A 13,060-nucleotide genomic window follows, 5' to 3' on the forward strand; every position below is an offset into this window, starting at 1 on the left:
ATGGAATTAATTCAAAAAAGTCTGATATAAATTTATCTGATAGTGAAATTAAATTATCCTTGTCAGATAAACTTCTTTCGTCTTCTACTGCTACAACTTTCATATTAGCTTTTTTAGCACCTTTTACAGCTTGTACAATGTCTTCAAATACAATACAATTTTTAGGATTTACATTCAATTTTTTTGCAGCTAATAAATAAACATCTGGTTCATGTTTACCTACGGATACTTCATCTGTAATTGTTATAGAATCAAAATAAGAATATATTCCATTTTTCTTTAATGTTAGCTCTAATAATTCTTTAGAATTACTAGTAGCTAGGCCGATTTTTATATTTGATTTTTTTAGAAAATCAAGAAATTCTTTGACACCTTTTTTTAATTTTATATTATTTGAATAATGATAATTAGCCATATCATGCCAACAATTTTTTATTTCATCTAATGAATCTTTTAATTGGAATTTTTCTTTGAAGTATATAGCAACTTGATTAAAGCTTAAGTGTCCAATTTCAGCATTTAAATTTTCAGGAATTGGTATATTTTTATTTGTTAAATAATCAATATCTATTTTATCCCATATCCACATAGAGTCTATTAGTGTTCCATCTAGATCAAATATTGCAGCTTCTACGTTATCAAACATTCTGTACCTCCTTTTATGTTAATAAAAAACTGTAGGAATTAAAAAATAAAACCTACAGTTTATTATACAATAGTATTGAAAGCTATTAAAAATTTCTATGAAAAATTTTAGTTTTTTCTTCATCCAATAAATCTTCAAAATCATTTATACCCAATCTTTTAAATAAATCTATTATTATATCACTATGAGTTGGGATTTTTATAGGTGATGAATATGCAAATTCCTTTACATATTTAGTACCGTTATTTGTATCTATTAGTTTTTTAGGACCACCTACACATCCGCCAATACAGCCCATGCCTTCGATAAAGTTAAATTTAGTATTAGAACTTTGTATTTCGGTTAACAATTCTTTACAAGATTTAACTCCACTTGCACTTTTGCCTTTAAATAGTGATGCTTTATCAGGATATAATTCTTTTACCGCATCATTTATAGCTTTAGTTACACCGTTAGATTTTGCGTAAAGTCTACCGCATCTAGAAGCATATTCACTGGTAACGGTTTCTTGTAATTGTGATGGATCTATATTTAGGGTTTCAAATAATCCTTTAACTTCTTCAAAAGTCAAAACTAAATCAACATCACCTATTAAATCTTTTTCCCTTGCTTCAGCTTTTTTAGCTATACAAGGACCTATAAATACAACTTTTACATCGCTATTAAGATATTTTATAACTCTAGCAGCAGCTATCATTGGAGATACTGAAGGTGTTACATGTTTGACTAGAGAACTATAAACTCCTTTTATCATTCCAATCCACATTGGACAGCAACAAGAAGTTATAAGTAAATCATTGAAGCTATTTATATGACTATTAAATTCACAGGCTTCTTTTATTGTTAGCATATCAGCAGCAAATGCTACTTCTATCATATCAGTAAACCCGAGTTTTATAAAAGCAGTTCTAAGTTGATCCATTGATACATTTTCACCAAATTGACCAATTATTGCAGGAGCAACTGTTGCTATTACTTTAGTATTATTTTTCAATAATTCTAATAGTGGAAGTATTTCTATTTTTTCAAGATAATGTCCATCATCACAACTAGAAACACAAATACCACAGTCGGTACATAAATTATTATCAATATAAATATTATTATTTTTTGAATCTTTTAATATAGCATCAAATGGACATGCTTTTTGACAAATAGTTTTGGAGTTAATATCAGTATTACAAGAATTACATTTTGAAATTTTTTCAACTAATTTAGTTTTTACTGAGTAGTCAGTAATAGATTTCTTTAAGTTATAAATAAAGTTATCTCCTTCAGGCACAGATACTCCACATAAAGATGAAATAATATGTTTTAGAGTTTCATTTGAAAAATCATTAGATTTAAGAATTTTTTCTACTTCTTTATCAAAATTATCATTATAATAAGAAGAAATTAGTTTGTTAAGTATATCTTTATACTTTTTATTCATAGATTTCACTCCTAAGAAATTAATAGTAATCATGTTAATATTATTTATATTTTTGTCAATAATAATACTTAGAATATAAATTTTTATAGATTAAGGAGTTTTTAATTTATGGTATATTTTGCATTAGGGTATATAGGGATTTTTATAATAACATTATCATTGTGTAAAGCAGCTAAATTAGGAGATAAATATATAGAAGAAAATTATAAGGAATAGATAAATAAAAAAAAGACTATGAAATACTTCATAGTCTTTTTTGGTCGGGGTGACAGGTCTCGAACCTGCGACCTCATGGTCCCAAACCATGCGCGCTACCATCTGCGCCACACCCCGTAGCGACAAAAAATATTATATATGAATAAATAAACAATGTCAATATGTTTATAATTTATTAAAAAAGGTTACAATTTTGTAATTTATGTGTTATTATATATATGTCAATAAATTAATAGTATGTGAAAATTTTATATATAATATTTAATTTATAAAATTACAAATTATAAATAAAATACTATGTTTATTGAAAAAAATACAATAAATTGTAATATTAATTTAAATTGTTTTAAAATTAATATTAATATATTTTTATTGCATATTACTGTAAACAATATCACATCAGAAATAAAATGTTTCAAATTTTTTATTGACCTTAATTAATATGTAATAAATTACGGTTGTACCATTTATAATGTGATGTTATAATAATAAATGTATTTTTTTACTAGATACACATTTTGAAAGGGGGGGAGGTTCTAGAAAGAACCGATTAACTCATGAAGAAAAAAATAGTTGCAGCTGTTATTGCAGGTATGTTAGTTATGAATTCTGCTATCCCTGCATATGCTACACCAAGTAATAAAGAAGTGAATCAAGCAAGAGATGAATATGCTGAATTAGGAGCAAAAATTTCAGGAATACAACAAAAAATAGACGAATTAAATGTTAAAATAGAACCATTAGTTGAAAAAGTAAAAAGTAATCAAAGTGAAATAGACAGTACTAAAAAAGCAATTGATACAACTGAAAAAGAAGTTGAGAAAACTAAGGAAGATATCAAAAAACAAGAAGGTGTTTTAGGTGGAAGACTTAGAGAGCTTTATAAAAATGGTGGACAAACTAGCTACCTTTCATTAATATTTGGAGCACAAAGTCTATCAGATTTAATAGGAAAAATTGATTCTGCAAGCAGATTAGTAAATATTGATAAAGATGTTGCAGATCAATTAATTGAAAATAAAAAAGATTTAGATCAAAAAGTTACATCACTTCAAGAAAAGAATAAAAAGTTAGAAGAATTAAATGTGGAAACTAAGAAAGAATTAGCTAATTTTGAAAATTTAAAGAAAGAACAAGAAAAATTATCAGAAGATGCTAAAGTAGCACAAAAAGAATTTGATTCAAAATATCTTTCAAAGATGGAAAGACAAATTATATCAGGACAAGTTGATGTTATAAATAACTCAAATAGTTCAATTGATGCTTTAAAATCAGCAGTTTCACAATTAAAAGATTTAAAAGCTAATCAAATTAAGAGTCCAACTGTATTATCAGAAATAGATTCTGCTATATCAAAAGGACAAGATGCTATTTCTAAAAAGCAAAGAGAAGAAGCAGATAGACAAGCTGCTGCTAATAGAGGTGGATCAACAAGCAGTTCTTCATCAAATAGTGGATCATCAAACAGTGGTAGTGGATCAAATGGAGGTAGTGCATCTGTTCCATCAGCACCATCTGGAAGCGTACAAGCAGTTTTAAATGAAGCATATAAGCACCTAGGAAAGCCATATGTATTTGGAGCAACAGGACCAGATTCATTTGACTGTTCAGGATTTACAAGTTATGTATATCGTAAAGCAACAGGAATAGATATAACTAGAACTACATTTAGCCAAATTGGAGTTGGAAGACCTGTATCTAGAGATCAACTTCAACCAGGTGATTTAGTATTCCCACATACTGGACACGTTGGAATATATGTAGGTAATGGAAATATGATACATGCTCCACATACAGGAGATGTTGTAAAAGTATCACCAGTTTGGAAATTCTACGCAGCAAGAAGAGTATTATAATAAAATTTTATTTGACTTATAGAGATCTTAGAAGCTTCTAAGATCTCTTATTTTTTATCGAGTTGTTAACTAATTTTTTATAATGTATAATTAAAAAAGAATTTTAGATGTAAAAGGATGATTACATATGCAAGTAAATAAAGATAATTTAGTAAGGTCTGATGAAAATATAGATGATTTACAACTTAATGGTTTAATGTTAATTCAAAAAAAGGACGGATTTAAATTTGGTATTGATGCTGTTCTTTTATCAGATTTTGCTAATGTAAAAAAGAAACATAAAGTAATAGATTTTTGTACTGGAACTGGTATAATACCTTTTTTATTATATGGTAAATATTCACCTATACATATAACAGGAATTGAAATACAAGATGATATGGTTGAAATGGCAAAAAGAAGTGTAGAGTTGAATAATATAGATAATATTAATTTTATAAATATAGATTTAAAGGATATAAATTATTTAAAAACTTTAGAAAAAGTAGATATTGTAACTGTAAATCCTCCATATAAACTTAATAATGCAGGAATAGTTAATCCATCAGATAAATTATCAATAGCAAGACACGAAATAATGTGTAATTTAGAAGATGTTATAAAGGCTTCAAGAACTGTATTAAAAGACAATGGTAGATTATTTATGGTACATAGGCCTGAAAGACTTATAGATATTTTTATGTTAATGAGAAAATATAAAATAGAGCCAAAAAGAGTAAGAATGATTCATCCTAATAAAAATAAAGCACCTAATATAGTTTTAGTTGAAGGGCAAAGAGATGGTGGAGCATTTTTAAAATGGGATACACCTCTTTATGTTTATAATGAAAATGGAAGTTATTCAGAGGAAATAAATAGAATATATGGTAGAGAGGAGAAGTAAAAAATTGAGCAATGGAAAATTATATTTAGTACCTACACCAATAGGTAATTTAAAAGATATAACTTTAAGAGCTTTAGAAGTATTAGAAAATGCAGATGTTGTTGCGGCTGAAGATACTAGACAAACAATTAAGCTATTAAATCACTTTAATTTAAAGAAAACTTTAATTAGTTACCATATGCATAATGAACAAGGAAAAAGTAATGAAATTTTAGATAGATTAAGATTAGGAGAAAATATAGCTCTAGTAAGTGATGCAGGAATGCCAGGAATATCAGACCCAGGTAGCGTTATTGTTAAAAAGTGCATAGAACAAGGGTTAGAGTTTGAGGTTTTACCAGGAGCAACAGCTTTTGCAACAGCATTAATATATTCTGGATTAGATAGTTCAGCTTTTACGTTTAGAGGATTTATTCCAAGAGATACTAAATCAAGAAAAGTTGTTGTTGAAGAATTAAAAAATCAGAAAGAAACTTTAATTTTTTATGAGGCACCGCATAGATTATTAAGTACGCTTACATTTTTAAAAGAAAATTTTGGAAATAGGAATTTATCAGCGTGTAGGGAACTTACAAAATTGCACGAAGAAATAGTAAGAGGAAAAATTTCAGAAGTAATAGAATATTTTAATAATAACAATCCAAGAGGAGAATTCGTTCTTGTAATGGAAGGATTAACTGAAGAAGAAATAGAAAAAGAAAAAAGAGCAAGTTTTGAAGAACTTTCAATTGAAGAACATATAATAAAATATATTGAAGAAGGAATGAGCAAGAAAGATGCTATAAAAGCAGTAGCAAAAGATAGAAAAGTTCCTAAAAATGAAATATATAAGTATTCAACTAATATATAAAAAAAGGCCACTAAGAATAAACTTAGTGGCTTTAGTTTCATTATGATATAAATATATTTTAGGGGAATATATTTATATGTAATATAAAAAACTATTTTTTTAATTCTGCTAAACAATTTTTGCAGATGTTCTTTCCTTTATAGTTAACTACGTCTCTAGCGTCACCACAGAAGATACAAGCTGGCTCATATTTTTTTAATATGATTTGCTCTCCATCTACATATATTTCTAAAGCATCCTTTTCTGCTATATCTAGAGTTCTTCTTAACTCTATAGGAATAACTATTCTTCCTAATTCATCTACTCTTCTAACTACACCTGTTGATTTCATATAAGTTTCCTCCTTAAATTATACACTTAATAATAAATTATCTAAAAATCCACAAATTTCGACAATTTACTATGTTATCTTACCAAAATTGTAATTTAAAGTCAACATTAAAAATATTAAGTTTTATTTAAATGCAAAATTTGCTGATAAGATTATATTAATAAATATACTACCAAAAATTAGAAATGTCAATACTTTACAAATTTAAAATAAAAGTTTACATTTATTAACTTAAAATACATTAATCTGTATAAAAAATTAAATATAAATAATATAAATTAAAAAAATATGTATAAAAATAGAAAAACATTGAGATAATTAATAAGTTATATAATAAATTAAATATATGAAAAAAATAGAGAAAGTTGTTGAATTTTAAATATTAATTATTATAAGATAACAGAGGTATATTATTTAATAAGATAAATTCATTTTGTATAAATAAACATTTTATAAAAAACTTTTAAATAGTATAATAAAATATAATAATGGTAAAAATAACTTGTAATAAGTTTATTCATACTATATAATAAGTATTGAAACTTGTATGGAGGTAAAGGTGGTAAATAATGAATAAAAAAATTGATGCAAACTATATTAATGAACTTACTGAAGAAATGTCAAGAAGTAGTATGATTTCATATGATGAATTGCCAAAGTACGATTTATTTTTATCACAAGTTATAGATTATTTAAATGATAAATTTACTGATGATAAATATACAAATAATATAGTTCAAAATTATATTAAAAGTGAAGTTATAAGCAAGCCTGAAGATGGTAAAAAGAGAGGATATACAAAGATACATTTAGCTCAGCTTGTTTTATTAAGTTATATGAGACCTATCCTTACTACAGAAGAAATTAAAAAGGTATTTAGTTTAGCATTCAATGAAATTAATGATAGGACAGATGATATAATATCATGGGAAACGGCGTATAAAATTTTTGCAGAAACGCAAAAAGAAAGCTTAGAATCATTTTTATCAAGCTCTGTAGAGACGGAAGAAAAGTTAGATAAAATAATTAAAAGTCTTAACTTAGAAAATAATGATGAAGAAAGAATTAGGATATTTTTATTAGTAGTATCTTTAATAGCACAAGCTAGTGTAATTAAAAAGTTAGTACAAAAGATAGTAAAAGAATATCATTCAGAATAGATTTTATAGATGGTTTTATACCATCTTTCTTTTTTATATTTTAAAAATATGCATATTTTTAAAATATAAGGAGGTGTTAATATTGGAAAAATTTATTGATATTATAGGAAATGTAGGTTTTCCTATTGCTATTTCATTATATTTACTTATAAGAATAGAAGGAAAACTTGAAATTTTAACTAATAGTATAAATAATTTATCTAATACAATGAACAAATTTGAAAAATAGTCATGATATTTTCCTATGTTAAGAGAGGGTGTGATATTGTGAAACGTACTGTAAGAGAATCTGTAAGAGGATTAGTTGAGTTTATACTGAAAGCTGGAAGTATAGATAATAGGTTTTCTATATCTAAAAGAGCTATTGAGGGAATAAAAGCTCACCAAAAGCTTCAAAAAAGTAATAAAACCTTATATAAAAGGTATGATAAAGAAGTGTATTTAAGTGAAGAATTCAATTTTGAAAATTTTACACTTAAGCTTGATGGTAGAGCTGATGGAATTATATATGATAATGAAGATATTATAATAGAAGAGATAAAATCTACCTATAAGCCTTTTTTAGAAATCAATGATAGGAATGAATTGCATTGGGCGCAAGCTAAAGTTTATGGATATATGTATTTACTTAAGAATAATTTAATGAGTATATATATTCAATTGAGTTATTATCAATTAGAGTCTGATGAAGTGAAAAGCTTTAAAAGACAGTATACTTTTAGTGAATTAGAAAATTTCTTTAATGATTTAATTAATAAGTATGAAAAATATATAAAATTACAATCCAATCATAAGTATAGTAGAAATAAATCTATAAAGGAATTAAATTTTCCATTTGTTAAATATAGAGATGGTCAATTAAAAATGGCTAAGGCTGTTTATGGTACCATAAAAGAAGGAAAAGAATTATTTGTTCAAGCTCCTACGGGAATAGGTAAAACTATATCTACTATTTTCCCAGCTATAAAGGCTATAGGTGAAGGACATATAGAAAAAATATTTTATTTAACTGCTAAAACTGTAAATAAGAAAGTTGCAGAAGATACATTTAACATTTTAAGGAACAAAGGATTGAATTTTAGAAGTATAACAATAACTGCGAAACAAAAGATTTGTTTAAATGATAAGATTAGTTGTAATCCGGATGAATGCAAATATGCAATTGATTATTATGATAAAAGTAGAAATGCTATATATGAACTTTTAAAAGAGGAGAGAAATATTAATCGTGATTTAATTTTAGAAATTAGTAATAAGTATGGTATTTGTCCTTTTGAATTATCTCTTGAATTAATTAATTGGTGTGATGGGATAATTTGTGATTATAATTATATTTTTGATAAAAGAGTTGGTTTAAAAGGCGTTATTGATGATATTGGAAATGAAATTTCAGTATTAGTAGATGAAGGTCATAATCTTGTTGATAGAGCTAGGTCTATGTACTCAGCTTCCTTAAACAAAGAGAAGTTTTTAAAATTAAGAAGAAATTTAAAGAATAAAAGTAAAAAGTTATATAAAACAGTCAATAAGGTAAATTCTTATTTTATTGATTTAAGAAAAGAATGTGAAAGTATAGAAAAAAATAGTTATCATCAAAAAGAAGCTCCAAAAGATTTATATAAAATTTTAAGGAGCTTTATGAATCAAAGTGAAGATGAACTTATAAAACTCAAAGATGAGCCTTATTATGATGAGTTATTAGAAGTTTATTTTGATATAAATAGTTTTTTATCTATTAGTGAAGAATATGATAAGAATTATGTAACTTATATTGAAAAGAATGGGCAAAATATAAGTATAAATTTATTTTGTGTAAACCCATCAGAAAAGATAAAAAGTATAATTAAGAAATTAAATGGAACAATAATATTTTCAGCTACATTATCACCAATTGAATATTATATAGATTTACTTGGGGGGAGTGATGAATCTTATAGGTTAAGATTAAAATCACCATTTGATAGTAAAAAATTTAATGTAAGAAGATGTTCCATAAATACAAGATTTAAATTTAGAGAATCTACAATTCAACATATAGAAAAAGAAATTAGTTATTTTTTAAGTAACAATAAAGGAAATAGTATGATATTTTTTCCTTCATATGAATATTTAGAATTATTTATGAGAAATTCTAAATATGATTTTAATGGGTATAACCTGTTGATTCAAAAAAGAGAAATGGATGAGATAGATAAAGAAAACTTTATAAGTGAATTCAGAAACAAACAAAATGTAGTTGGATTATTTGTATTAGGTGGAGTTTTTTCTGAAGGCATAGATTTACCAGGAGATATGCTAATAGGAGTAATTATTGTTGGTGTTGGATACCCTAAGATATCTATGGAAAGAGAAATAATAAAGGAATATTTTAATGAAAAAGGATATGATTATTCATATATATATCCTGGGATAAATAAAGTGTTTCAAGCGGTAGGAAGAGTAATAAGAACAGAGGATGATGAAGGTAGTGCATTATTAATAGATGATAGGTATTTTAATAAAAAATATGATAGATTATTGCCAAGTGATTGGAATTTGTAAATAAGATATATAAATTTAATTTTAAGTATAAAATAAAACCAGTAGACTTTTGTATTTCTACTGGTTTTATTTATTATAATTATAACCTTAATTTAAGGTTATAATTTTTTATATAAGCTTTTACTCTGATAATGTTATAGTATAGCTAACATTGAAAGTTTGGCCTATATTTAACTCTTGTATTCCTGATTTGTCTTTTAATTCACCATTAAAATCAAAGAAATCAGCATGTCCATACCAAGGTTCTATGCAAACGAATGGAGCTCCTTCAGCTTTTGACCATAATCCCATAAATGGAAAGCCTTCAAAGTTCATAGTTAGGAATTTTGAGTGGTTTTTAGATTTTAATGATACTTCATTTGATTTTAAGTTATCAAATACTAAAGCATCGTTTTTGAATAATTCCTTACTTAAATTTATTATATTTTCATTATTTAATAATTCTTTTCTATCTTTAACAAAATAGCCGTCTTTATTTAAAAGCATTGTACTAACAGTTTCTTTTTTATTAAATTCAAAGTAATAATCATCTATTGTTTCATTAGGTTCTATTGAACATAAAAATGCAGGGTGAGCACCTATTGAGAAATAGATTGTTTTATTATCTAAATTTTCTACTATATAAGATACTTTTACGCTGTTTTTTATAAGAGTATATTTAATTTTTAATGAAAATTTATAAGGATAAACTTTTAAAGTAGCCTCTGAATATTTAAGTTCAAAAGTTATAGAGTCAGAAGTTTTTTCTATCATTTCATAATTAGAAATTCTTCCAAGACCATGTTGAGGAAGTTCATAAACATTACCTTCAACTTTATACTTTCCATCTTTAACTTTACCTACAATTGGGAAAAGTACTGGTGAATGATACTTCCAATATTCTGGATTACCATTCCATAAAAATTCTGTATTACTTTTTTTTGAAATTAAATTATGTAATTCAGCTCCATAAGTACTAGCTGTGATTTTAACTAATTCATTTTCAAGTGTATATAACAAAAAATCACTCCTTTTATTTATGAAATAAATATACAGTAAATTATACTATAATTGGAAACGTTAATAAATACATAATAGATTTAATAATAAAAATAATATATAATAAATAAGTTTTGCTACAATTAATAATAAATGTTATATTATACAATAGAAATAATATAAAAAAATAATTTTTATGTTGGTGAAGATATGAAGAGTAAGAAGAAAAATGTATGCAAAAAATCTTTTTTAGATACTATGCTGTATTTGTTTGTAAAAGTAAAAAGAGATGATTTATTTGCATTAGGTTCACAAATGGCATATTATTTAATACTATCGTTTTTTCCGTTTTTAATATTTTTAATAACATTAATAGGTTTTATTAAATTAAATTCAGACCAAGTTTTATTAGGATTACAGAACCTTGTTCCAACTGCTGTATTTGAGTTAACAGCTAATACTATTGAAGAGGTTGTAAATTCGCAGAATACAGGTATATTAGGAGTTTCTATTATTTTGACAATATGGTCAGCATCATCTGCTTTTAGAGCTGTAACTAAAGGGGTAAATAAAGCTTATAATATACAAGAAAATAGATCCTTTATAAAAAGATCTATAATAGGAATGTTAAGTGTGATAGCTTTAGCATTAACTATTATATGTACTTTGCTTATGCTTGTATTTGGAGATATAATAGGTAATTTTTTGAATGAATTATTACCTTTTGAGCATATAATAAATTTTATTTGGAATATTTTAAGGTATTTAATAATTATAATTATGATGATTGTAGTTTTTGCTAGTATATATAAGGTTACTCCGGCGAGGAAGGTTAAATTTATAAATGTACTTCCAGGCGCCATAATAAGCACTATTGGGTGGTTAATAGTATCATTAGGATTTTCTTTTTATATAAATAATTTTAGTCATTACTCACGATTATATGGAAGTTTATGGGCAGTTTTTGTTCTTATGATTTGGCTCTTTATAACTTCGATGGTATTCATATTTGGAGTTGAAGTTAATTCGGTTTTAGATGATGAAAAAGAAAGGATGTAATAATTATTACATCCTTTCTTTTTATTAAAAATTATTTTTCGAATCCATTTGGATGGTTTTTATGCCAATTCCAAGCAGTTTCTATTATAGTTTCAACACTATTAAATTTAGGTTTCCAATTAAGTTCTTTCACAGCTTTATCGCTTGATGCTATAAGAACAGCAGGGTCCCCAGCTCTACGTGGAGCAACTTCTGCAGGGATTGGATGGTTAGTTACTTTTCTAGCTATTTCAATCATTTCCTTAACTGAAAATCCAGTTCCATTTCCTAAATTATAAATTCTACTTTCTCCGCCATTCATAAGTCTTTCAAGTGCAAGAGAGTGAGCTGATGCTAAATCTGAAACATGGATGTAATCTCTTACGCAACTTCCATCTTCAGTATCATAGTCATCTCCAAAAATCATTATTTTTTCACGCTTTCCTAATGCTACACTAAGTATTAATGGAATTAAATGAGTTTCAGGTGAATGATCTTCTCCAATTTTTCCATTTATATGAGCTCCGGCAGCGTTAAAGTATCTAAGAGTAGTGTACTTTATACCGTAAGCGTGATCACACCATTTTAATATTTTTTCTACTAAAAGTTTAGATTCACCATAAGCATTTGTTGGAATGGTTTCACTTTCTTCTAGTATAGGAACCTCCTTAGGTTCACCATAAGTAGCTGCTGTAGAAGAAAATACTATATATTTTACGTTATGTTCTTTCATAGCTTCAAGTAAATTTATAGTTCCATAAACATTATTATTAAAGTACTTTAAAGGTTCTGTCATACTTTCACCAACTAAAGAATAAGCAGCAAAATCAATAACAGCATCTATTTTATTTTCAGTAAATACTTTATTTAATATGTCTTTATCTCTTAAATCTCCTATATATAGTTTTCCTCCCAAAAGTGCATCTTTATGACCTTTTTCTAAGTTATCTAAAACAACAACATCATTTCCTTTTTCTATTAATTCTGCAACCATATGGCTTCCTATATAACCAGCACCACCGCAAACCAATATTGTCATTAAATCACTCCCTAATTATTCAATTTATAATTCTATTTACTAACATAATAATTATATCATTAAAAATTAACAAATTTAAACTATAAATAT

The 13,060-nt window shown here is 25.8% G+C and carries 12 protein-coding genes and 1 tRNA gene; 7 read left to right on the forward strand and 6 right to left on the reverse strand.

Going from position 1 to position 13,060, the window contains the following annotated elements; translation table 11 throughout:
* The 3 genes from Q4E08_RS02065 to Q4E08_RS02075 form a co-directional block, all read right to left on the reverse strand.
* Nucleotides 1-646, reverse strand: a 646-nt coding sequence (locus Q4E08_RS02065) for an HAD family phosphatase (RefSeq protein WP_303127684.1), incomplete at its 3' end; no start/stop codon positions are given.
* An 85-nt stretch (nucleotides 647-731) separates the two neighbouring features.
* Nucleotides 732-2,078 carry a [Fe-Fe] hydrogenase large subunit C-terminal domain-containing protein gene (locus tag Q4E08_RS02070; RefSeq protein WP_303127686.1) on the reverse strand — a complete coding sequence of 449 codons (1,347 nt, stop codon included), beginning with the start codon at nucleotides 2,076-2,078 and terminating at the stop codon, nucleotides 732-734.
* 257 nt (nucleotides 2,079-2,335) lie between these two features.
* A tRNA-Pro gene (locus tag Q4E08_RS02075) sits at nucleotides 2,336-2,411 on the reverse strand.
* Nucleotides 2,412-2,851: 440 nt separating this feature from the next.
* Here Q4E08_RS02075 and Q4E08_RS02080 point away from each other — a divergent pair.
* The 3 genes from Q4E08_RS02080 to rsmI all read left to right on the forward strand — a co-directional run bounded on the left by Q4E08_RS02080 (nucleotide 2,852) and on the right by rsmI (nucleotide 5,883).
* A complete protein-coding gene (locus Q4E08_RS02080) occupies nucleotides 2,852-4,150 on the forward strand; it encodes an NlpC/P60 family protein (RefSeq protein WP_303127689.1) in 1,299 nt (432 codons plus the stop codon).
* A 127-nt stretch (nucleotides 4,151-4,277) separates the two neighbouring features.
* Nucleotides 4,278-5,033, forward strand: a complete 756-nt coding sequence (locus Q4E08_RS02085; protein ID WP_303127691.1) for a tRNA1(Val) (adenine(37)-N6)-methyltransferase — start codon at nucleotides 4,278-4,280, stop codon at nucleotides 5,031-5,033.
* A gap of 4 nt (nucleotides 5,034-5,037) precedes the next feature.
* Nucleotides 5,038-5,883 (forward strand): 16S rRNA (cytidine(1402)-2'-O)-methyltransferase, encoded by an 846-nt coding sequence (gene rsmI, locus Q4E08_RS02090; protein WP_303127694.1) that lies wholly within the window; start codon nucleotides 5,038-5,040, stop codon nucleotides 5,881-5,883.
* A gap of 91 nt (nucleotides 5,884-5,974) precedes the next feature.
* Here rsmI and Q4E08_RS02095 read toward each other — a convergent pair whose 3' ends face one another.
* On the reverse strand, nucleotides 5,975-6,214 hold the full coding sequence (locus tag Q4E08_RS02095; RefSeq protein ID WP_024614332.1) for an AbrB/MazE/SpoVT family DNA-binding domain-containing protein: 240 nt from the start codon (nucleotides 6,212-6,214) through the stop codon (nucleotides 5,975-5,977).
* 569 nt (nucleotides 6,215-6,783) lie between these two features.
* Here Q4E08_RS02095 and Q4E08_RS02100 point away from each other — a divergent pair.
* From Q4E08_RS02100 to Q4E08_RS02110, 3 genes are all read left to right on the forward strand, one after another.
* On the forward strand, nucleotides 6,784-7,374 hold the full coding sequence (locus Q4E08_RS02100) for a DUF1836 domain-containing protein (protein ID WP_303127699.1): 591 nt from the start codon (nucleotides 6,784-6,786) through the stop codon (nucleotides 7,372-7,374).
* Nucleotides 7,375-7,456: 82 nt separating this feature from the next.
* Nucleotides 7,457-7,603: a YvrJ family protein gene (locus Q4E08_RS02105; RefSeq protein WP_303127701.1), complete on the forward strand. Its 147-nt coding sequence runs from the start codon at nucleotides 7,457-7,459 to the stop codon at nucleotides 7,601-7,603.
* 38 nt (nucleotides 7,604-7,641) lie between these two features.
* Nucleotides 7,642-9,915: an ATP-dependent DNA helicase gene (locus Q4E08_RS02110; protein ID WP_368410142.1), complete on the forward strand. Its 2,274-nt coding sequence runs from the start codon at nucleotides 7,642-7,644 to the stop codon at nucleotides 9,913-9,915.
* 120 nt (nucleotides 9,916-10,035) lie between these two features.
* Here Q4E08_RS02110 and Q4E08_RS02115 read toward each other — a convergent pair whose 3' ends face one another.
* A complete protein-coding gene (locus Q4E08_RS02115) occupies nucleotides 10,036-10,914 on the reverse strand; it encodes an aldose 1-epimerase family protein (protein WP_303127704.1) in 879 nt (292 codons plus the stop codon).
* Between the two features lie 189 nt (nucleotides 10,915-11,103).
* Here Q4E08_RS02115 and Q4E08_RS02120 point away from each other — a divergent pair, with 189 nt between their 5' ends.
* Nucleotides 11,104-11,952, forward strand: coding sequence for a YihY/virulence factor BrkB family protein (locus Q4E08_RS02120; protein WP_303127707.1), 849 nt, complete (start codon nucleotides 11,104-11,106; stop codon nucleotides 11,950-11,952).
* A gap of 31 nt (nucleotides 11,953-11,983) precedes the next feature.
* Here the strand turns inward: Q4E08_RS02120 and galE are convergent, their stop codons facing one another.
* On the reverse strand, nucleotides 11,984-12,970 hold the full coding sequence (galE, locus tag Q4E08_RS02125; protein WP_303127710.1) for a UDP-glucose 4-epimerase GalE: 987 nt from the start codon (nucleotides 12,968-12,970) through the stop codon (nucleotides 11,984-11,986).
* Nucleotides 12,971-13,060: the final 90 nt, after the last annotated feature.

The organism is Clostridium sp. (genome assembly GCF_030532265.1).
Lineage (GTDB): Bacteria > Bacillota > Clostridia > Clostridiales > Clostridiaceae > Clostridium.